Source organism: Solwaraspora sp. WMMA2065, from assembly GCF_030345075.1.
In the GTDB taxonomy this organism is placed as follows: Bacteria; Actinomycetota; Actinomycetes; order Mycobacteriales; family Micromonosporaceae; genus Micromonospora_E.
The window spans coordinates 4,080,994-4,102,479 of sequence record NZ_CP128361.1 but is presented as its reverse complement, the minus strand read 5'-3'; the positions used below and the strand labels follow the sequence as shown (position 1 = coordinate 4,102,479).

The 21,486-nt window shown below is 70.9% G+C and carries 18 protein-coding genes; 14 read left to right on the top strand and 4 right to left on the bottom strand.

Features of this window, described 5'->3' with window-relative positions:
- Positions 1–47: 47 nt before the first annotated feature.
- The 7 genes from O7610_RS18710 to O7610_RS18680 all read left to right on the top strand — a co-directional run bounded on the left by O7610_RS18710 (position 48) and on the right by O7610_RS18680 (position 7,677).
- Positions 48–890 carry a class I SAM-dependent methyltransferase gene (locus O7610_RS18710; RefSeq protein WP_289211436.1) on the top strand — a complete coding sequence of 281 codons (843 nt, stop codon included), beginning with the start codon at positions 48–50 and terminating at the stop codon, positions 888–890.
- 601 nt (positions 891–1,491) lie between these two features.
- Positions 1,492–1,995: a SigE family RNA polymerase sigma factor gene (locus O7610_RS18705; RefSeq protein WP_289213642.1), complete on the top strand. Its 504-nt coding sequence runs from the start codon at positions 1,492–1,494 to the stop codon at positions 1,993–1,995.
- 17 nt (positions 1,996–2,012) lie between these two features.
- Entirely contained in the window at positions 2,013–3,002 is a 990-nt protein-coding gene (locus O7610_RS18700; protein WP_289211435.1) for a hypothetical protein, read from the top strand.
- 231 nt (positions 3,003–3,233) lie between these two features.
- Entirely contained in the window at positions 3,234–3,563 is a 330-nt protein-coding gene (locus tag O7610_RS18695; protein ID WP_282233449.1) for an ArsR/SmtB family transcription factor, read from the top strand.
- The gene (locus O7610_RS18690) at positions 3,563–4,261 is read left to right on the top strand and encodes a cation efflux transmembrane domain-containing protein (RefSeq protein ID WP_289211434.1); all 699 of its coding nucleotides are present in this window, start codon (positions 3,563–3,565) and stop codon (positions 4,259–4,261) included. The genes O7610_RS18695 and O7610_RS18690 overlap by 1 nt, the downstream gene beginning before the upstream one ends.
- Before the next feature lie 54 nt (positions 4,262–4,315).
- Positions 4,316–5,251 (top strand): 16S rRNA (cytidine(1402)-2'-O)-methyltransferase, encoded by a 936-nt coding sequence (gene rsmI / locus O7610_RS18685; protein ID WP_289211433.1) that lies wholly within the window; start codon positions 4,316–4,318, stop codon positions 5,249–5,251.
- A 161-nt stretch (positions 5,252–5,412) separates the two neighbouring features.
- Positions 5,413–7,677 carry a glycoside hydrolase family 9 protein gene (locus O7610_RS18680; protein ID WP_502959038.1) on the top strand — a complete coding sequence of 755 codons (2,265 nt, stop codon included), beginning with the start codon at positions 5,413–5,415 and terminating at the stop codon, positions 7,675–7,677.
- Positions 7,678–7,721: 44 nt separating this feature from the next.
- Here the strand turns inward: O7610_RS18680 and O7610_RS18675 are convergent, their stop codons facing one another.
- The gene (locus O7610_RS18675) at positions 7,722–10,139 is read right to left on the bottom strand and encodes a M28 family peptidase (protein WP_281551953.1); all 2,418 of its coding nucleotides are present in this window, start codon (positions 10,137–10,139) and stop codon (positions 7,722–7,724) included.
- Positions 10,140–10,347: 208 nt separating this feature from the next.
- Here O7610_RS18675 and O7610_RS18670 point away from each other — a divergent pair, with 208 nt between their 5' ends.
- Genes O7610_RS18670 through O7610_RS18655 form a run of 4 tightly spaced genes read left to right on the top strand, consistent with a single transcriptional unit; the run spans position 10,348 to position 14,452 of the window.
- Positions 10,348–11,574 (top strand): PP2C family protein-serine/threonine phosphatase, encoded by a 1,227-nt coding sequence (locus tag O7610_RS18670; RefSeq protein ID WP_502959037.1) that lies wholly within the window; start codon positions 10,348–10,350, stop codon positions 11,572–11,574.
- Positions 11,571–13,199, top strand: coding sequence for a sensor histidine kinase (locus O7610_RS18665; RefSeq protein WP_281551951.1), 1,629 nt, complete (start codon positions 11,571–11,573; stop codon positions 13,197–13,199). Before O7610_RS18670 ends, O7610_RS18665 begins: the two co-directional genes overlap by 4 nt.
- Positions 13,199–13,648: a response regulator gene (locus O7610_RS18660; RefSeq protein WP_281551950.1), complete on the top strand. Its 450-nt coding sequence runs from the start codon at positions 13,199–13,201 to the stop codon at positions 13,646–13,648. Before O7610_RS18665 ends, O7610_RS18660 begins: the two co-directional genes overlap by 1 nt.
- A gap of 3 nt (positions 13,649–13,651) precedes the next feature.
- Entirely contained in the window at positions 13,652–14,452 is an 801-nt protein-coding gene (locus O7610_RS18655) for an inositol monophosphatase family protein (RefSeq protein WP_281551949.1), read from the top strand.
- On the opposite strand, the gene O7610_RS18650 is transcribed toward O7610_RS18655, so the two are convergent.
- The gene (locus O7610_RS18650; RefSeq protein WP_281551948.1) at positions 14,453–14,746 is read right to left on the bottom strand and encodes a DUF2218 domain-containing protein; all 294 of its coding nucleotides are present in this window, start codon (positions 14,744–14,746) and stop codon (positions 14,453–14,455) included.
- A gap of 290 nt (positions 14,747–15,036) precedes the next feature.
- Here O7610_RS18650 and O7610_RS18645 point away from each other — a divergent pair, with 290 nt between their 5' ends.
- The 3 genes from O7610_RS18645 to O7610_RS18635 all read left to right on the top strand — a co-directional run bounded on the left by O7610_RS18645 (position 15,037) and on the right by O7610_RS18635 (position 19,398).
- On the top strand, positions 15,037–16,062 hold the full coding sequence (locus O7610_RS18645) for a coiled-coil domain-containing protein (RefSeq protein WP_281551947.1): 1,026 nt from the start codon (positions 15,037–15,039) through the stop codon (positions 16,060–16,062).
- Between the two features lie 126 nt (positions 16,063–16,188).
- Positions 16,189–17,760: a fused MFS/spermidine synthase gene (locus O7610_RS18640; protein WP_281551946.1), complete on the top strand. Its 1,572-nt coding sequence runs from the start codon at positions 16,189–16,191 to the stop codon at positions 17,758–17,760.
- Positions 17,761–17,817: 57 nt separating this feature from the next.
- Entirely contained in the window at positions 17,818–19,398 is a 1,581-nt protein-coding gene (locus O7610_RS18635; protein WP_502959036.1) for a protein kinase domain-containing protein, read from the top strand.
- A gap of 37 nt (positions 19,399–19,435) precedes the next feature.
- Here the strand turns inward: O7610_RS18635 and O7610_RS18630 are convergent, their stop codons facing one another.
- Together O7610_RS18630 and O7610_RS18625 are read right to left on the bottom strand one after the other, a co-directional pair.
- On the bottom strand, positions 19,436–20,110 hold the full coding sequence (locus O7610_RS18630; protein ID WP_281551944.1) for a potassium channel family protein: 675 nt from the start codon (positions 20,108–20,110) through the stop codon (positions 19,436–19,438).
- Positions 20,103–21,437 (bottom strand): TrkH family potassium uptake protein, encoded by a 1,335-nt coding sequence (locus tag O7610_RS18625; RefSeq protein ID WP_281567211.1) that lies wholly within the window; start codon positions 21,435–21,437, stop codon positions 20,103–20,105. The genes O7610_RS18630 and O7610_RS18625 overlap by 8 nt, the downstream gene beginning before the upstream one ends.
- Positions 21,438–21,486 lie beyond the last annotated feature (49 nt).

The window sequence follows — 21,486 nt, the reverse complement described above, 5'->3', positions numbered from 1 at the left end:
CGCCTGTCGGACCGCCGCAATGGGCGACTGCCCACTAGAGTGGGCGCATGCCCACTTCATCGTCCGGGCGGCCACCGGATCCTCATCTTGCCAGGGGCGTCGCCGAATCGTTCGGCGTCGACGCACCGCGCTACGACCGGGCCAGACCTCGCTACCCCGACGCGCTGGTACGGCGGATCGTCGCCGCCAGTCCCGGATCCGAGGTGTTGAACGTCGGCTGCGGCACCGGCATCGAAGCCCGACAGTTCCAGCAGGCCGGCTGCACGGTGCTCGGGGTTGAACCCGACCCGCGAATGGCGGACTTCGCGCGGCGCGCCGGCGCCGAGGTCGAAGTGGCGACATTCGAGAAGTGGCAGGCCGCCGGACGGACCTTCGACGCCGTCATCGCCGGAACGGCCTGGCACTGGGTCGACCCGGTCGCCGGGGCGACCAAAGCCGCCCGGGTCCTGCGCACCGGTGGTCTGCTGGCACCCTTCTGGCACGTCTTCCAGCTCCCGCCCCTCGTGGCGGAAGCCTTCACCGCCGCCTACCGGCGGGTGGTGTCCGACTCGCCGGTCACCTTCGAGCCGGACAAGCAAGGTGTCGACGCGTACCAGCCGCTGTTGACCAGAGCCGCCGACGGCATGCACGAGGTCGGCGGGTTCAGCACCCCCGAGCAGCTGCGCTTCGACTGGACGCAGCCGTACACCCGCGACGAGCTGTTCGATCTCATGCTGACCCAGGGCCTCCTCACCCGGCTGGCACCGGACGAACAGACGGCGATGTTGGACGGCGTCGGACCCGCTGTCGACAAGGCCGGTGGCAGCGTGACGATGTCCGGCACGACCGTTGCCGTCGTCGCGGTGCGTACCCGCAGGGCCGCCGCAACAGCGGTCACGCCGGCAGAGTGAGCCGGTCGGTCGGTCGGGGTGCGGGCGGCCAGCAACGCGTTGGTGCCGCGCCAGACGGCCACCGCGTAGTCGGCCTCGGGCACCTGGCAAGCGGCCTGCCAGCGGGCGTGCTCAACCGCAGACCATGACGGCGGGTACGGCGTACGGCGAAACTCCAGCCGCCGCCGGCACCGGCCAACACGTACCTGGCGTTCAGGTGCGCCAACAGGGTTACGACGCCGTTGAGCATGTCTGCGGCGGTGAGATACACCATCGACAATCCGCGCGATCCGAGTTGGCGGGAACTGTAGGCCCCGCATCAACGGGTGCGTCGAACTGTACGGCAATCACACCAACATGATCACGGTGTCCCGCCGTAGCTGACCCCACCGGCGTGCTCGCCAAGGACGAAGACCCGGTCGCCCTGCTCACCACACTCACCTCGATCGGCCGCTGCCGACGCGACGACAGGCCGGGTCCGGCCAGGACAAGCCAGCAACGTCATGCCCTTTCCGATGCATGGCGGCGAGGACTGCCTGACCCCGGAGGGACCGGCGGTGGTCAACAAATCGGCTCGGTGACCGCGTTTGGAGTGGTAGGCACTCGGAGGGATACCAGAGCGATGACGTTCGAGGATTATGTGGTGGCGCGTGGTCCAGCGCTGGTTCGCCTGGCGCGGCTGCTCACCGGTGACTCCCATCGCGCAGAGGACCTGGTACAGGAAGCCCTCGGTCGAGCGTACGCTCGTTGGTGGTCGATCAGCCGGATGGACCGGCCGGACATCTATGTACGGCGCATCCTGCTGAACGTGAACTCGTCCTGGTGGCGACGCCGGTCCAGTCACGAAACACCGGTGACGTCGGAGCTGATGACCGCCGCGCTCGACCACTCGGCTGCGTGCCGGGTAAGCGGCGACATGGGCACCGCTGCCGCGGAACGCGACGCGATGTGGCGGCTTGTCACGGCCCTGCCGCCACGACAACGGGCTGTCCTGGTGCTCCGCTACTACGAGGATCTGGACGACGGCACAATCGCCGAGATCCTCGACTGTACTAAGACCACGGTCCGGACCCACACGATGCGGGCGTTGGCGGCGCTGCGCACGCAGCATCCGGTCAACAGCTGACGAGGAAGGTCGAAGCTATGAATGGCGTTGAGGAACTTCTCGCCGAAAGCCTGCGTAGCCGCGCCGCTGGCGAGGTGGACGGGGCGGCTCTGCTGGAGCGGGCCAGCTCGCGTGGTCGCGCCTACCGGCGTCGGCGCCGTTTCCTGGTCGGAACGGGGCTCGCCACGGTCACGGCGATCGTCGTCGCTGGTGTATCCGCCGGGATAGCTCGCTGGCCGGTCGGCGGCGACACCTTCGCACCCGGAGGCGGAGTCATCAGCGCACTGCCCGAGGCGACTGGTGAACCCGGTGCGCGGACCGACCCGACCCGCGTCGGTGCCGACGCCAATCTGGTCCACTTCGACGCGCCGGGGCTCATCGCCACAGCGCGTCACTTCGACTGGACCAGCGGCGACGGGTACGAGCAATTGGAGGTAGGCGTAGGCGAGCAGGATCTGGTCTACGCCGCGATCGGACACGACATGGCCGTCCTGGACAGTGTTGAGCGCCAGAATGACCTGGGCGTCGTCATCCGAGAGCAGCCGGTGCAGGGTCTCTGGTTGCGGGTGCAGGCCCCGGAGGACGCATCCGCTCGGCAGGTGATCGCCGCTCTCGATCTCAACCGGGCACAGCGAATCGTGTTGCCGTTCCAACTCGGCACCCTGCCGGACGGCACCCGGATGGTCCGCGCATCGGTGGGCTTCATCGACGGCCGGTACGCCGACGGAGGGGTCGTGCTGGAACGGGGAGGGAACGATCGGATGGAGGTGCAAGCTCAGTACGCGCTGGTCCGGTCGGGTAATGCTCGGCAGGCCAATCACGTGGTCGGTGAACGGCAGGCATTCCTGTACCCGGGCCGAGACGAGATGAAGTTGCTCGGTCTGCCGAACCTGAATCTCAGCGCCCGCATCGGCAAGGGCAACTACCAGGGGTTCAGCATCCAGGATGCCGACCTGATCCTTGATTCGGTGCAGGTGGCAACCAACGTGGGCGACCTCTCGACCTGGCCGCAGACCCTGATGCGCTGACGCCATGCCCCCTAGTGTGTACGCATAGTGACCCCAGAGATCGGAGGTGCTGGTGCAGCTTGATGCCAGAGGTGCATCGAGATGCACCTGCGGCATCAGGCCGGCGGAGACATCCTGCTCCGGAGCAACCCGAGCGGCCAGCTCGATCCAGGTCGTCCCAGGTCAGCCAGAGCGACCGGAGCAACGGTTCAGTCTTTGCTTTATTCAGCGTTCGATGTACCGTCGTGAACCATGGAGACGCTGACGTACGGGCAGGTGCTGGCGCGCTTCGGGCACGCCCTGTCCGACCCGGTCCGGGCCCGGCTGCTGCTCGCACTGCGCGACGGCCCTGGCTATCCCGCCGAGCTGGCCGACCTGCTCGGCACCAGCCGGCAGAACCTCTCCAACCACCTGGCCTGCCTGCGCGGCTGCGGCCTGGTCGTGGCCGTGCCCGAAGGCCGGCGGTCCCGCTACGAGCTGGCCGACCCCCGGCTCGCCCACGCCCTGGGTGACCTGCTCGGCCTGGTGCTGGCCGTCGACCCGGCGGCCTGCCCGTCGGCTGACACCGACGGCTGCTGCTGATGTCCGCCCAGCTGCCGCTCATCCCGATCGGCCCGACCCGGCCGTCCGCCGTCAAGCCGTCCGCCGTCAAGCCGTCGGCCGCCCACCTGTCCGCTGCCCGGCAGGCGACGCTCGCCCGGCAGATCCGATGGTTCGTCGCCGCCACCATCGCCTACAACGTGATCGAGGCGATCGTCGCGATCAGCGCCGGCACCGTCGCCTCCTCCACCGCGCTCATCGGGTTCGGCCTCGACTCGGTGGTCGAGGTGGCCTCCGCCGCCGCAGTCGCCTGGCAGTTCACCGGCGCCGACCACGAGCGCCGCGAAAGCCGCGAACGCGCCGCGCTACGGGTCATCGCCGTGTCGTTCTTCGCCCTCGCCGGCTACGTCGGATTCGAATCGGTACGGGCGCTGCTGAGCGCGCACCGCCCGGACCACTCCACGGTCGGGCTGATCCTCGCCGCGCTCTCCCTGGCGGTCATGCCGGTGCTCTCGACCGCGCAGCGCCGCGCCGGGCGGGAGCTCGGCTCGGCGTCGGCCGTCGCCGACTCCAAACAGACTTTGCTCTGCACCTACCTGTCCGCTGTCCTGCTAGTCGGGCTGGCGGTCAACTCGCTGTTCGGCTGGTGGTGGGCCGACCCCGCCGCCGCTCTGGTCATCGCCGCCGTCGCCGTCAGGGAAGGCCGGGAGGCCTGGCGCGGCGACACCTGCTGTGCCTGAAACCTGATCGAGGTGAGGCGGCAGAGCTGTCGGCCGGGTGGCTACCATCGCCGGGTGAACGAGGCAGCCGGCGGCAGCAGGGGCGACCAGGGCGATGCGGGTGAGCAGGTCGACCCGAGCGGCCGGGGTGACGAGCGGCGCGGCACGCTGTCGGTGGTGCCGACGCCGATCGGCAACCCGCGCGACATCACCCTGCGGGCGCTGGACGTGCTGCGTACCGCCGGGTTGGTCGCCGCCGAGGACACCCGGCGGGCCAGGCGGCTGCTCGACGCGCACGACATCGACGTCCGGGTGGTCAGCTGCTACGACCACAACGAGCAGGCCCGTACCGCCGAGTTGATCTCCGTGCTGAACGCCGGCACCGACGTCGCGTTGATCTCCGACGCCGGTACGCCGCTGGTCAACGACCCCGGCTACCTGGTGGTCGGGGCGGCGCTGGCCGACGGGCTGCGGGTCGACCCGCTGCCCGGGGCGAGCGCCGCGCTGAGCGCGCTGGTCGGCTCCGGGCTGCCGGCAAACCGTTTCCTGTACGTCGGTTTCCTGCCCCGCAAGTCGGCGGCGCGACGTACCGCGTTGACCGAGCTCGCCCCGTTGTCCGCCACGTTGATCTTCTTCGAGGCGCCGCACCGGGTGGTGGAGATGCTCGCCGACGTACGCGAGGTGCTCGGTGACCGGGCGGCGGCGCTGGTGCGCAACCTGACCAAGTCGCACGAGGAGTGGCTGCGCGGCCCGCTGTCCCAGGTGCACGCCGACCTGGCCGCCCGCGACGAGGTCAGGGGCGAGATCACCGTGGTGGTGGAGGGCATACGGCGGCGTGAGTCGACCAACGGCGGCGGGGTCGGGGCCGGCAGCCTCGACCCGGACCGGGTGATCGAGTTGTTGCTCGGTGCCGGGCTGGACACCCGGACGGTACGGTCGTTGGCCGGCCAGTTGACCGGGCTGGCCCGCAACGAGGTCTACGACCGGGTGTCGGCGCTGCGCCCGCGCTGAAGGCCGCCTGCATAGATCTATTGACATGCTCGAAACACGCTGAGAATATTCGAGTACTGCGGGTGGGAGCGCTCCCATCCGCTGCTTTCGATGCATGACCGCTGACACGGCGCGCCGGGCAGAGCCTCGCCCGCGCCGCACGACCATCGGAAGGACCCGGCGTGTCGATATTCTCCCGGCGGCGGACCGTTCCGCTCGCCGTCACCGCGGTGGCGGCGCTGACCGCCACCGCACTCACCGCCGCTGCTCCTGCGCACGCGCAGGACGAGGCACCCGAACAGATCGTCAACGGCACCTTCGACGACGGCCACGCCCCCTGGTGGGGCACCGCCAACATCACCCTCGACTCCAGCAGCCAGCAGCTCTGCGCCGACATCCCCGGTGGCACCGTCAACCCGTGGGACGTCATCATCGGCCAGGACGACGTTCCGCTGGTCGCCGGTGAGACGTACGAATACAAGTTCTTCGCCACCGCCACCCCCAACAAGGTGATCCGGGCGCTGATCCAACTGCCGGTCGACCCGTGGACCCAGTTCATGGCGGCCAACCCCGAGGTCAGCGTCTCCGGCAACAACTACACGTACACCTTCACCGCCCCGACCGACCTGCCCAACGCCCAGGTCGCCTTCCAGGTCGGCGGCAGCGCCGACCCATGGCGGCTGTGCCTCGACGATGTGTCGCTGCGCGGCGGCGCCGAACCGGAGGAGTACGTGCCGGACACCGGACCCCGGGTGCGGGTCAACCAGGTCGGCTACCTGCCGAAGGGGCCGAAGAACGCCACCCTGGTCACCGACGCCACCGACCCGCTGCCGTGGAGACTGTACGACTCAGGCGGCAAGGTCGTCGTCAACGGCAAGACCAAGCCGCGTGGGCTGGACGAATCCTCCGGGCAGAATGTCCACTCGATCACGTTCAGCCGCTTTGTCCGACCCGGCACCGGTTACACCCTGGTCGCCGATGGCGAAACCAGCTTCCCGTTCGAGATCGGCACCAGCTTCTACACGCAGCTGCGCGCCGATGCGCTGAAGTTCTACTACACCCAGCGCAGCGGCATCGAGATCTCCGACGAGCTGCGGCCCGGCTACGGCCGCCCGGCCGGGCACGTCGGCGTCGCGCCCAACCAGGGTGACCTGGAGGTGCCGTGCCAGCCCGGCGTCTGTGACTACACCCTGGACGTCTCCGGCGGCTGGTACGACGCCGGCGACCACGGCAAGTACGTGGTCAACGGTGGCATCTCCGTCTACCAGCTGATGAACGAGTACGAGCGGGCCCTGCGGGTGCACCGGGGCAAGCCGTGGCTGCAGCGTGACGGCGTGCTCGACCTGCCGGAGAGCGGCAACAAGCTGCCGGACATCCTCGACGAGGTGCGCTGGCAGCAGGAGTTCCTGCTCAGGATGCAGGTCCCGGCCGGGCAGCCGCTGGCTGGCATGGCCCACCACAAGATCCACGACGCGGCGTGGACCGGCCTACCGCTGCTGCCGCACCTCGACTCCCAGCTGCGCGAGCTGCACCCGCCGTCGACCGCCGCCACGCTCAACCTGGCGGCCACCGCCGCCCAGGCGGCGCGGGTGTTCAAGCCGTACGACGAGGCCTTCGCCGACCGCAACCTGGACGCGGCCCGCACCGCGTGGGCGGCGGCCAAGGCCAACCCGCAGATGTACGCCGACCCGGCCGACGCCATCGGCGGCGGCCCCTACGACGACACCGACGTCACCGACGAGTTCTACTGGGCGGCGGCCGAGCTGTACCTGACCACCGGGGAGCGCGAGTTCCGCGACTTCGTGCTCGCCTCGCCGCACCACACCGGTGACATCTTCAAGGAGGGCGCCTTCGGCTGGCAGTGGACCGCTCCGCTGGGCCGGATGGCGCTGGCCACGACGCCGAACAGCCTGCCGGGCTGGTGGCAGGTGCGGGCGTCGGTGATCGATGCGGCGGACCGCTACCTGGCCACGCTCGATGCCCACCCGTACGGTATCCCGTACGCCCCGGTCGGCAACCTCTACGACTGGGGTTCGAACAGCGTCATCGTCAACAACGCGATCGTGATCGCCACCGCGTACGACCTGACCGGTAAGGAGAAGTACCGCGACGGGGTGCTGCAGACGATGGACTACATCTTCGGCCGCAACGCGCTGAACATCTCCTACGTCACCGGCTACGGCACGGTGTCGTCGCAGAACCAGCACTCCCGCTGGTACGCCCGCCAGCTCAACCCCGAGCTGCCGAACCCGCCGCGCGGCACGCTCGCCGGTGGTCCGAACTCGTCGATCCAGGACCCGGTGGCGCAGCGGCTGCTGACCGGCTGCGCGCCGCAGTTCTGCTACGTCGACGACATCGAGTCCTGGGCCACTAACGAGCTGACCATCAACTGGAACGCCCCGCTGTCCTGGATCGCGGCCTTCATCGCCGACCAGGGCCGCGGCTGAATCCACCGCCCCTGCGCCGCCCGGGCGGCGCAGGGGCGTGGCGGTCAGAACGTGTAGGTCCGGGCGACGGTCACCAGTTCGCTGGTGTGTGAACCGGCCACCCCGACCCCGGTCGGCCGGGGGGTGAAGCCGGGCAGGTCCGCCAGGCCGTCGCTGCCGTCGGCCACCCGCACCCGGACCGGGCCGGTGGCGGCGTTCGCGCCGTCGCCGGCCCGCAGCACCAGCACGACCTCCAGCCCTTGCGGCGGCGGGGCGTGGAACACCGTCCCGAAGCTCCAGCCGTCACCGGACGAGGTGCCGGTCGACTCGACCGGCACCTCCCGGCCGGCGACCGTCGCCGACACCACCTCGGGCCCGCCGGCCGCCACGTGCAGCCCCACCAGCCGGACCGGCCGCTGCTGCAGCAGGCGCAACCGCAGGGTACGCCGCCCGTCGGCGGCCACCCCGCTGTCGTCGAGCAGGTCCAGCGCCGGCGCCGGCAGGTCCGCCGCCTCGGCCGGCCCGGTACGCAGCGGATGGTCGCCGATCAGCGGAAACTCGTCCGCCACCGAGGCGGCCTGGTCGACGTACCCGGCGGTCCACGGCTGCGGCCGGGTCTCCCAGCTCAACCAGCGGGCCTCGCCGGTGTCGGTGTCCAGCGCGTACATCAGCTGGGTGGGTACCGGATGGTCGGCGTCGAACCGGTCCACTACGAAGCCGACCACGGCGAGCATCAGCGCGGCGAGCCCGGCGGCGACCGCTGGCACCGGCCCGGCCCGGCGGGCCCGGACCGCGGCGACGCCGCGCTGCCCGCCGGCCTGCGGCAGCAGCAGGTCCAGCACCGGCAGCGCAGCCAACGCCAGCAGCGTCGCGACGAACGCGGCGGCTGCGGCCAGACCCATGCCCAGCGCCGGGAAGAGCAGTACCACCGTCGGTGCCAGCAACAGCACGCCGACCGTCGCCCCGGCGGCCAGCGCCACCACCGGCCACGGACCGGTTGTCCGCAGCGACAGCGCGACCAGGCAACCGGCCGTGCCGGCCAGGGCCGGCAGCGTCGCCAGGTACGACCCGCCGGGGGCGAGTGCGGCGAGCAGCAGGCCGATCAGCGTCAGCCAGGCCAGCCCGCCGACGGCCAGCGCCGCCGGGCCGACCCGCCGTCGTAGCAACGCGTACCAGGTGAAAACCACGGCCGTGGTCAGCGCCAGCACCGCCATCCGGTACGGCACCGGCCGGTACGGGTCGAGCAGGTCGGCGTACTCCGGCCGGAGCCGGACCACGACGGTCCACAGCAGCTGCGCGGTGGCCGGCGCGGCGACCAGCGGGATCGCCGCCAACCCGAACCCAGCGGCGAGTCGCGGCCAGTCGGCCCGGCCACGTCGCCGGGTCGCCCACGCCAGTACGCCGACCGCGACGGCGGCCAGCACCGCCAACGGCCAGGTCAGTGTGCCGGGGTAGCGGGCCAGCCCGAGCGGGGTGGGAAAGTAGGTGGCGTCGGAGTCGGCGGCCAGCGCCGGGATGTCCGCCGCGCCGAACCCGCGGGCCAGGCCGAGGGTGTTGTCGCCGTGGTGCTGCAGGCTGGCCCGGTCCATCGACGCGGGGGTGTCCTGCGGGGTGTGGTAGATGGCCGAGCCGTCGATGTACGCCGAGTTGAGCCCGGCGAAACCGGCGTCCAGGAACGGGGTGAAGTCGGTGTCGTTGGGCAGCAGCCGGTAGACCTCGACGGCGAACGACGTGCCGATCGGGTGCGGGGCGGCGCGGCCGAACACGTCGACCAGGGCGGCGTTGTCGCGGGACGTCTCGAAGGTGACCACCGGCCCGCTGCTGCCGCGCGCCTCCAGGTTGAGCACCACGGTGTCGTCGGCGTCGGCCAGCGGGTGCGCGGCGACGAACGCCGCCGCGCCGCACAGGCACGCCTCCTCGGCGTCGGTGAACAGCAGCACGACGTCGTTGCGCGGCCGGTCACCTTCGGTGATGGCACGGGCCACCTCCAGCAGGGTGCCGACGCCGGCGCCGTCGTCGTTTGCACCCGGACTGACCTGGACCGAGTCGTAGTGGGTGACCAGCACGATCCGTCCGGTCGGGTCGGTCCCCGGGATCTGGGCGACCACGTTGCGTACCCGGGCCAGGGTGGCGCCGCTGGCCGCGCCGCTGAGCTGACCGGCCTCGCCGCCGACCGCGTCCTGGGTCTGCGGGGCCAGCCCCAGCGCGGTCAGCGTGTCGACCAGGTAGTCGCGGACGTCGTCGTTGGCGGCGCTGCCGGTCGGGTGCGGCCGCTGCGCGATCCGTTCGATGTGCCGGTGCGCCCGGTCGGCGCTGAACTCGCTGGCCGGCGCGCCGGCGCCGCGCGGCGCGGGTGGACGCAGGTCGACCAGCGCGGCGGCGGCCACCAGGCCGAGGGCGGCCAGCGCGGCCAGCGCGGCGGCCGGCCGCCGGTGGGGCCGGGCGAACGCCCGGTGGGCGGCGGCGACAAGGGGTACGCCCATGGTGCTCTCCTGCGCTGCGTGGGTAAGGGTGGCTACATCCTGCCCAATCCGGGCTGGCCGGGTAACCAGGCATCGGCCGGGTGGCCTACTTTGTGCAAGTGCTTGCTGTTGTGTGCCCTGTTCGGCTGGGAGACGATCAGCGGGTCATCGAAAAGGAGCTCACCATCGACACTCACCTGGCGCGGCGGCGGACCAGCGGCAGGCCGGCATGACCGGTTCGTCACTCGTTCCGCCCCGTTCCGATCCTCGGTCCGAGCCGGGCCCGCCGGTGGCTGTCGCACCGACGGAGCGGCTGCGGGTGCTGTTGGTCGAGGACGACGAGGGCGACGCGTTCCTCGTCGGCGAGTTGCTGGCGGAGGCGCAGGCGGCGGTCGACCTGGTGGTGGCGAACAGCCTGAACCAGGCCCGGGAGCGGATCGCCGGGGTTGACTGCGTCCTGCTCGATCTGGGGCTGCCGGACGCGCAAGGGCTGGACGGTCTGCGCCGGGTGCTCGGGGTGGCCGGCCGGGCGGCGGTCTGCGTGCTCACCGGCCGGCAGGATGAGCACCTCGGCATCGGCGCGGTCGCCGAAGGCGCCCAGGACTACCTGGTCAAGGGTCAGGTCGACGGGGTACTTCTGAGCCGGGCACTGCGGTACGCCGTGGAGCGTAAGCGGGCCGACGAGAATGCCCGCCGGCTGCGTGAGGTCGAGCTGCGGCAGGCCGAGTCGGCCCGGCTGGAGCGCGGGCTGCTGCCGCAGCCGCTGATGGACACCGACGAGGTTTCGGTGCACACCTTCTATCGGCCGGGTCGGCACGCCGCGCTGATCGGCGGGGACTTCTTCGACGTGGTGCAGACCACGCCCGAGCGGATCGACCTGATCGTCGGCGACGTCTGCGGGCACGGCGCCGACGAGGCCGCGCTCGGGGTCGAGCTGCGGGTCGCCTGGCGGGCGCTGGTGCTCGCCGGGGTGGCCGACGACGCGGTGCTGCCGGCGCTGGAGCAGGTGCTGATGAGCGAACGCCGGCTGCGGGAAATATTCGCGACGGTGGCCGCCGTCCGGCTGGACCTGGCCGCCAACCGGGCCACTGTACGGTTGGCGGGACATCCGCCGCCGCTGCTGTTCCGCCACGGTCAGGTCGCGCCGGTGCCCGCCCCGGGCGGCCTGCTGCTCGGCGTCCACCCCCGCCCGCCCCGCGCCTTCGATGTGGAGTTCGACGCCGATGAGTGGTCCCTGTTGATGTACACCGACGGTCTGATCGAGGGGCGGCTCGGTGACTCCGACGAACGGCTGGACGTGGCCGGCCTGCAACGGCTGGTGGCCGAGCCGGCGGCCCGGGACGTGCCGCTGCCGGCGCTGCCCGGCTGGCTGGTCGGCCGGGCCGAGGAGATCAACGGTGGTCCGCTCGCCGATGACGTGGCGATGCTGCTGGTCAGCCGGGGCGGTGGCCGGTGACCGCCGCTCCGCCACCGGCCGGGGTGTCCCGGGCCAGCCGGTTGACGCTGCGTGCCCGGGTGACGCTGCTCTGCGTCGTGGTGGGTGGACTGCTGGCGGCCCTGGCCGGCGGCGCGGCGCTGGTCGCCCGAGCCAACCAGGACCACATCGACACCATGCTCACCAGGATCGGCCCGCTGCGGACCGACGCGGAGAGCCTGCTGACCGTGCTGGTCGACCAGGAGACCGGGGTACGTGGCTACGCGGTGTCCGGTGACCCGGCCGATCTCGCGCCGTACCGTCAGGGGGCGGTGCAGGAACGGCAGCTGATCGACCACATGCTGAGTCTGATCGCGGAGGACGATCCGCTGCGCGGCCAGATCGAGGCCATCGCCGACCAGGCACGGCAGTGGCGCGACCTGGTCGCCGAGCCGGCGATCGCCGCCGTCGAGACGGACGGGACCGATGCCGGGCAGGCGCTGCTCGGCGACGCTGCCCGGGAACGTTTCGACGACCTACGGGTTGACGTCGACCAGCTGCAGGCGGACATTCTGACGGTCCGGGACCGGGTCGCGGCGGACGCCCGGGGGACCAGCCGGACCCTGGCGGGTCTGCTGGCCGTGGCGGCGGCGGTGGTGGTTCTGGCCGGGGTGGTGCTGCTGATGTCGCTGAACAGGCTGGTGATCGGCCCGGTCACCGGTCTCGCCGCGCAGGTGCGGCAGGTGGCCAACGGCGAGTACCACCGGGACATCGCGAACGTCGGGCCGCCGGAGCTGGCCGCGCTGGCCAGCGACGTGGACGGCATGCGACGCAAGATCGCCGCAGATCTGGCCGAGGTGCGTGAGGCCCGGGAACGGGTCGAGTGGGTGAACGGCCAACTGCAGAGGCAGGCCGAGGAGCTGGTCCGGTCCAACCGTGACCTGGAGCAGTTCGCCTACGTGGCGTCGCACGACCTGCAGGAGCCGCTGCGCAAGGTGGCCAGCTTCTGCCAGTTGCTGCAGCGCCGGTACGCCGGTCAGCTGGACGCCCGCGCGGACCAGTACATCGCCTTCGCTGTCGACGGCGCGCAACGGATGCAGCGGCTGATCAACGACCTGCTGGCGTTCTCCCGGATCGGCCGGATGACCTCCGGCTTCACCGACGTCGACCTGAACAAGGTGATGACCGAGGTGGCCGGTCAGACCGAGGCGAGCCGGGAGTACGCCGGCGGCGAGCTGACCTGGTCGGAGCTGCCGGTGGTCACCGGCGAGGAGCCGTTGCTGACGAATCTGCTGGTGAACCTGGTCAGCAACGCGTTCAAGTTCCGTCGGCCGCAGGTGCCGCCCCGGGTGGAGGTCTCCGCCCGTGAGCTGGCCGGCGAGTGGGAGATCACCTGTCGGGACAACGGCATCGGGATCGAAGCCGAGTTCGCTGACAAGATCTTCGTGATCTTCCAGCGCTTGCACTCGAAGGACGCCTACCCGGGCACCGGGATCGGGCTGGCGATCGGCAAGAAGATCGTCGAGTACCACGGCGGCCGGATCTGGGTTGACACCCAGGTCGACCAGGGCACGGCGATTCGTTTTACGCTTCCGGTGACCGCCCGCCCGGACCCGGTGTCCGCCGCGTCGGCCGACGGCGGCGCCGAGAAGGAGACGAAGGTGTGATGACCGAACCGGACGGCAAGAGCCCGATAGAGGTCCTGCTGGTCGAGGACGATCCGGGTGACGTGCTGATGACCCAGGAGGCGTTCGAGGAACACAAGGTCCGTAACCGGCTCACCGTCGTCTCGGACGGCGCCGAGGCCCTGGCCTACCTGCGCAGGGAGGGCAAGTACGCCGACGCGGTGCTGCCCGACCTGATCCTGCTCGACCTGAACCTGCCCCGGCGCGACGGCCGTGAGGTCCTCGAGGAGATAAAGAAGGACGACGACCTGGGCCGGATCCCGGTGGTGGTGCTCACCACCTCGCAGGCCGACGAGGACATCCTGCGCTCCTACCAGCTGCACGCGAACGCGTACGTGACCAAGCCGGTGGACTTCGAGCGGTTCATCGCGGTGATCCGGCAGATCGACGAGTTCTTCGTCAGCGTGGTTAAGCTGCCCCCGCGCGGCTGACACATGATCGACGAGGTGGGTGAGCTGCTGCGGGAAGCGGCGGCGCGGGCGGTGCTGCCCTGGTTCAACCAGCTGTCCGCCGAACACATCACCGAGAAGGCCCCGGGTGACCTGGTCACCGTCGCCGACCAGCAGGCCGAGGAGTTCATCGCGGCCGGGCTGCGGCGGCTGGCACCGGGGTCGGTGGTGGTCGGTGAGGAGGCGGTCGCCGTCGATTCGCGGCTGCTACGTCGGTTGCGCGACGCCGGCCGGGTCTGGCTGGTCGACCCGATCGACGGTACGGCGAACTACGCGGCCGGCCGTCGGCCGTTCGTGATGATGGTGGCCCTGCTAGCCGCCGGTGAGCCGGTGGCGAGCTGGATCCTTGACCCGGTGGGCGGGTCGCTGGTGGTGGCCGAGCATGGGTCCGGCTGCTGGGTGGACGGGGTGCGGCTGGCACCGCCGACGACCGCGCCCCCGGTGGACCGGCTGCGCGGGGCGGTGCCGTTGGAGTACCTGCCGGTGCCGGTGCGGGCAGCTGTGGAGGCCGGCGGTGAGCGGTTGGGTGCGGTGCTGCCCGGTCAGCACTGCGCCGGCCGGGAGCACTGGGACATCGCCGCCGGGGAGCAGGACTTCGCGATGTTCTGGCGGACCCTGCCGTGGGACCACGTGCCGGGCACGCTGCTGGTGCGGGAGACCGGCGGCGTCGCGATGCGGCTGGACGGCAGCCCGTACGACTTCACCGACGACCGGTCGGGGCTGCTGGTGGCCAGGACCGACGCGGCCTGGCAGGAGGTACGGGCGGCGCTGCTGCCGGCCGGGTGATCAGCCGCCGCCGGTCGGCTGCCAGTCGACGGCCAGGCTCTCCCGGGCACCGGCGCGCTCCAGGTGTTCGCCGACGAGGTACTCCACCCGGGCGAGCCCGATGTCGTCGTCGCTGTCGGCGTGCAGCGTGAGACTGTCGTTGGTGGCGTCGATCCGGCAGGTACCGAAGCCGAAGTCGATCAGCCCCTGGTCGGCGGTCCATTTGACCGGTACGGCGGTGGCGAAATGTTCGCACAGGTGGGTCAGGTGGCGTTGCGACCGTGGGGTCCGGACGTGAGCCTCGGAACGTGGCACCGAAATCCTCACTGGAGACTGTGAATAAGGTTAGGCTAGCTTAATTTATTGACCCCTGCGGCATCGCCGAGATGGCTGTGCGACACGCCAGGCGTCACGCCCGGTAATCGTGTTGATTTTGCGTGATTGGTTCATTGCTGCAGGTAATAGTTCAGGCCTGGCTGCGCGCCATCTGCATGATGTGGTAATGCGCTCGACTCGCCGACGTTCCAGTGGCAACGGTGAAATCCGGTAAGCTGTGCCCGGTTTACGGACCGCGACCTGACAATGTGATCCAGGAGGACGCGACTGTGGTCGGCACGACGGTATCCCGGCGGCGCTCCGGTGCGGCGGCGTCACTCGTTGCGCTGGTCACCGCGATCGCGCTGGTGATCGGCGCGCCGGTCGCCTCGGCTGCGCCCGACGCCCCGGACGAAGGCGACAACAAGAGCCTGCGCGAGGTCCTGGAAGCCGCTTCCAAGGGGCACATCGAGGCGAAAGCCAAGCTGGACAACTCCAAGAAGCGCCAGAAGGAGTTGACCACCCAGTACGACGCCGTACAGGAGCGGCTCGTCTCGCTCACCGACGAGGTCGGGCTGATGGCGGCCGAGTCCTACCGGGTGGGGCGGCTGACCTCGGTCACCATGCTGCTGAACAGCGCTTCCCCGGCCGACATGCTGGACCGCGCCGCCGGGCTGGAGGTCATGGCCCAGCGGGAGGGCCGCAACCTGCGAGCCCTCACCGAAGCTCACGAGCAGGCCGCCCGGGCCAAGGCCGCGATCGACAACGAGGTACGGGAGCAGGAAAAGCAGGTCGCCATCATGGCCCGCAAGAAGCAGGACGCCGAGCGCGCCCTGGCGGCCGTCGGCGGCCAGTCAAGCGGCGGATTCGTCAGCACCACCTCGGCCGCCGCAAAACCCGCGCCACGCAACTCCGACGGCTCCTGGCCCTCCGAATCCTGCAACGTCGACGACCCCACCACCTCCGGCTGCATTACCCCGCGCACCCTGCACGCCCTGAACCAGGCGAAGTCCGCCGGATTCACCCGGTACGTCTCCTGCTTCCGCAACGGCGGCAGCGGCGAGCACCCCAAGGGTCGGGCCTGCGACTTCTCCGCCGAAGCCGGCGGATTCCAGAACCGCGCCGCCACCGGGGGCAACCGCACGTACGGCAACAATCTCGCCGGGTACTACATCAACAACGCCGACCGGCTCGGTGTGCTCTACGTCATCTGGTACCGGCAGATCTGGATGCCCGGCACCGGCTGGCGGGCCTACAACGGCGGCGGCAGCCCGGCCGGCGACCACACCAACCACGTGCATCTGTCGATGCTCTGACCCAACCACGTGCATCTGTCGATGCTCTGACCCAACCACGTGCATCTGTCGATGCTCTGAACCACCATCCCTGCATCCCGCTCGACCGCCCGTCGGACGGCAGGCGGGATGCGTACCATCACAGCGATGGACTCGCCACCACCGGACACGCCGCTGCGGCCCGGCCTGGCCGCCGCGCTGGTCTTCGTCTCCAGCGGCGCTGTACTGGTGCTGGAGATCGTCGCGCTGCGGCTGGTCGGGCCGTACATCGGAGTGACCCTGCAGACCAACAGCGCGGTGATCGGTGTAGCGCTGGCCGCGATCGCCTACGGCACCTGGATCGGTGGCCGGATCGCAGACCGGCGCGACCCCCGCCCGCTGCTGCCGGCCGCGCTGGTCCTCGCCGGGATCACCACCGCGATCACCCTCCCACTGGTGCGGTACGCCGGTGAACTGCTGCGCGGCAGCGCCGTGGTGGGCATCCTGCTGCTCACCATGGTGGCCATCGTGCTGCCGGCCGCGCTGCTGTCGGCGGTCACCCCACTGGTGATCAAACTGCAGCTCGGCGACCTGAACCGCACCGGCGAGGTGGTCGGCAAGCTGTCCAGCATCGGTACGCTCGGCGCGATCACCGCCACCCTCGGCACCGGCTTCTTCCTGGTCGCCACGCTACCCAGCAGCGTGATCATGATGACGCTGGCGCTGCTGCTCGGCGGCAGCGGTATCGCCCTCGGGGTATACCTGCACCGCACCCGGCCACCCACCGACGCCACCGCCACCGCCACCGGCGGTGGCGCGGACGGCGGCGCAGCGCCCGGCGGCCGGACCGGCACCGCCACGCGGTCCGCCGTCGCCGTGATCGGGCTGCTCGCCGTCGGCCTCGCCGTTGCCGCACCCGACCCGTGCGATGTGGAGACCGAGTACCACTGCGCCACCGTGCAGGCCGATCCGGACCGCGGCTCCGGCCGGCTGCTGCTGCTCAACTCGGCCCGCCACTCGTACGTGGACCTCGACGACCCCACCCACCTGGAGTTCGCCTACACCAGGTGGATCGGTGCCGCCCTCGACGTGACCGCCCCACCCGGGGAACCGCTCGACGCGCTGCACCTCGGCGGCGGCGGCTTCACCATGCCCCGGTACCTCAGCGCCACCCGGCCGGGCACCCGCAACACCGTCTACGAGATCGACGGTGGACTGGTCGACCTGGGCGTGCGGGAGCTCGACGTGCAGCCGGGTCCCGACCTGGCCGTGGTGGTCGGCGACGCCCGGATCCTGGTCACCGACCTGCCCACGGACAGCGTCGACGTGGTCGTCGGGGACGCGTTCGGGCACCTGGTGGTGCCCTGGCACCTGGCCACCCGGGAGATGGCCGCCGAGATCCGCCGGGTGGTCCGACCAGGCGGCAGCTACCTGCAGAACGTGATCGACTACCCGCCGCTGCGGTTCATCCAGGCCGAGGTGGCCACCGTCGCGGCCGAGTTCCCCGAGGTGGCGCTGATCACCCGGCCGGGGGCGGCGACCCGGCTCAGCGGCAGCAACTTCGTCATCCTCGCCGCCGACCGGCCACTGCCGTTGGACGAGGTACGGGCCCGGTTGACCGCTTCGGTCGGTGCCGAGTTCGATCTGCTCGCCGGGGACGAGCTGACCGATTTCGTGGCCGGTGCGCAGCCGCTCACCGACGACTATGCCCCGGTCGACCAGCTGCTCGTCGCCCCCTGATGCGGTTCCGCAGGTGTAGCTCGGGCCAGATCGGGCAACTCGGGAGTCATGGGTGGGGTGGCGAACGACTGCGGGCAACTGCTCGGTGACCGGTACCGGCTGATCGAACGGCTCGGCACCGGCGGGACGTCGGTGGTCTGGCGTGGTTACGACGAGATCCTCGACCGGCAGGTCGCGATCAAGGTCCTCGCTCCGCAGTACGCCCCGGACCAGGTGTTCCGCCACCGGATCCGGGTGGAGGCGCAGGCCGCCGCCCGGCTGTGCCACCCGCACATCACCAACGTCTACGACTACGGCGAAGCCGTCCGGGACGCAGCCACCCTGCCGTACGTGGTGATGGAACTGGTGGACGGCGAGTCGCTGGCCGCCCGGCTGCGTCGGGAACACATTCTGTCCTGGCGGGACGCGGTGGTGGCCTGCGCCGAGGTCGCCTCGGCGCTGGCCGCCGCGCACGCCACCGGCGTCGTCCACCGCGATGTCACCCCGGCCAACGTCATGCTGACCAGCACGGGAGCAAAGGTCGTCGACTTCGGCATCTCCGCGTTGGCCGGCGAAAGCGACGTCGGCCCGGACGGCAACCTGCTCGGCACCCCGGCGTACCTGGCGCCGGAGCGCCTCAACGGCGGCCAGGTCTCACCGGCCACCGACGTGTACGCCGTCGGCCTGCTGCTCTACCGCTCACTCACCGGCCGGCTGCCCTGGCAGGCCGCGAGCGTCACCCAGATGCTGCGGGCACACCTGCACACCGTGCCCGACCCGATGCCACCGGTCGCCGGACTGCCGGCGGAGGTGGTCGACCTCACCCTGCGGTGCCTGGCCAAGTGCCCGGCGGACCGGCCGACCAGCGAGGAGGTGGCGAAGACGCTGGCCGCCGCCGTCGGGGTCGCCGCCGGGCTGTCGCCGTCGATGGTCGCGCCGCTGCCGAACCGGCCGGGCTCCGACACCGACACTGCCGCCGACGACGGCCCGCCCCCGGTCGGCGTCGATGTCACCTGCGGGCTCGAGGTCACCGGGCTGGATCTGCCGGTCCCGACCGGCATCGGCCGGCGTCGCCGGCTGCGGACCTCATGGGTGCAGCGCCGCGCGGAAGCCGTGGTGATCGGGGTCGGCCTGATGATGCTCAGCGCCCTGGTCTGGGCCGGAGCCGGTGCCACACCCGCCACCGACCGGTTCCGCGAGGCGGTGGCCGCGCCGCCGGACTTCGGGCTCGCCGCCCAGTCCTCGGCGCCCTGCCGGGTCGAATACACGGTGCGCGGCGACTCCGGACGGGAGTTTGTCGCTGCGGCCACCGTCACCAACACCGGTTCCGCCGAGCTGACCGACTGGTCTCTGCGCTTCGCCTTCCCCGGCACCCAACGGCTCACCGCGGTGCGGGGCGGGCAGTGGGAACAGCAGGGCGGCGACGTACGGCTGCGGCCTGCGGCCGACGCCACCACCCTGGCCCCGGGGGCGACCGCACAGCTCCAGCTGGCGGGTGACTACGACGGGGTCAACACGCTGCCGCTGGAGTTCCACCTCGACGAGCTGATCTGCGACGTGTCCGTCGCGGCGGTCGCCGGACAGGCGGCGGGCGCGACGACCGAACTGTTGGAAACGGCGACCGGTCAGCCTGCCACCGACACGTCCCCGGTCCGGTAGCACCCCGTCGGCGGTACGGCTCCGGTGCGGGTACGGGTCAGGTGGCGGCGGCGAACCGCTGAACCTGTTCGGTGGTGCCGGAGACGATCAGCAGGGCGCCGTCACGAAGTTCGGTCTCCCGGTCGGCGTAGGTGAACCGTTCCCCCGGCATCTTCACCCCGATCACGGTCACTCCGTACCGCGACCGGATGTCGGTCTCACCGAGCCGCCGGCCCGCCGTACCACTCGGCAGCCGGGTCTCGGCGATCGAGAAGCCGTCGTCGAACTCGATGAAATCGAGCATCTTGCTGGTGATCAGGTGCGCCACCCGGTCGCCCATCGCGGCCTCCGGGTAGATGACGTGCCGGGCGCCGACGGAACGCAGGATCTTGCCGTGCTTGCCGGAGACCGCCTTGGCCCAGACCTCGGTGACGCCGATCTCGGCGAGGCTGAGCACGGTCAACACGCTGGCCTCGACATCCGAGCCGATGCCGACCACCACCCGCTGGAAGTCCCGCAGACCCAGCTGACGCAGCGCCTCGGTGTCGGTCGAGTCGGCCTGCACCACGTAGGTGAGCCGGTCTGCCCACCGCTGGACCACCGCCGGATTGGAATCGACGCCGAGCACGTCGAAACCCATCCGCAGCATCGAGTCGGCGACCTGGCCGCCGAACCGGCCGAGCCCGATGATGACCACGGTCCGGGTGGACCTGGTGCCGGTACGGTCAGCCAACGATGGGTCGCTCCTCCGGGTAGTGGAACCGTCGCCGCCGGGTGTTCAACGCGATCGCCGAGCCCAACGTGACGCTGCCGATCCGGCCGACGAACATCAGCACGACGAGCAGCACCTGAGCAGGGTCGGGCAGGTCGCCGGTGATCCCGGTGGACAGCCCGGTCGTGCCGAACGCCGACGTCACCTCGTACAGCGCCTGTTCACCGCCGATGTCGTCGGTCAGGCTGATCAGGGCCAGGGTGCCGGCCCCGACCAACGCCACGCCGATCAGCGCGACGGTCAGCGCCTGACGCTGGCTGGCCGCCGCGATCCGGCGTCGGCCGATCACCACGTCGTGCTCGCCGCGCAGCTCCGACCAGATGACGAAGGCGAGCAGGAAGAAGGTGGTCACCTTGATCCCGCCGGCGGTGCTGGCGCTGCCACCGCCGATGAACATCATTCCGATGGAGGCCGCCGTCGTCTCCGGGTTGAGCTCTCCCAGGTCGACCGTGTTGAACCCGCCGGACCGGGTCATCACGTCCTGGAACAGCGCGGCCAACAGCTTCTCCGGCAGGTCGAGCGGGCCCAGGGTACGCGGGTTGGCCCACTCGAAGGTGAGCATGCTGACGAAGCCGATGCCGATCAGCGCCAACGTGCCCCACACGGTCAGCCGGGTGTGCACCGACCAGCGCCGCGGCCGGCTGCGCTCGCGGGCCAGCTCGAACAGGGCCGGGAAGCCGAGCCCGCCGACCACCACGCCGACGATCAGCGGCAGGCAGATCCACCAGTCGCCGACGAACTGGACCAGCCCGTCGGAGTAGAGGGCGAAGCCGCCGTTGTTGAACGCCTGGACGGCGTGGAACAGCCCGTACCACAGGGCCCGGGGCGGCGGGTAGTCGTAGTGCAGCCACAGCCGGGCGGCCAGGACGAGGGCGATCGCTGTTTCGGCGCCGAGCATCGTCGCCGCGATCCGCAGCAGCACCCGCCGGATGTCGGACAGCGCGAGGCTGTTGGTCTCGGCCTGCGCCGTGAGTCGGCTGCGCAGCCCCAGCCGGCGGGACACCAGCAGGCCGAGCAGGGTGGCCAGCGACATGATCCCGAAGCCGCCGAGCTGGGTGAGCAGGGTGATCAGCACCAGGCCGAGCGGTGACCAGTAGGCCGGGGTGTCGGTGACGGCCAGCCCGGTCACGCAGACCGCCGAGGTGGCGGTGAACAGGGCTGTGACGAAGGGCGCCGCGTCGGGTCCCTGGCGGCTGGCCGGCACCATCATCAGTACGGTGCCCACGGCGATCGCCCCGAGGAACGCGATCGGCACGATCCGGGCGGGGTTTCGCAGCGGCCGGCGCATCAAAGATGTCATACCACTGCAAAAGCCGAAAATATCAGAGATTGATCGG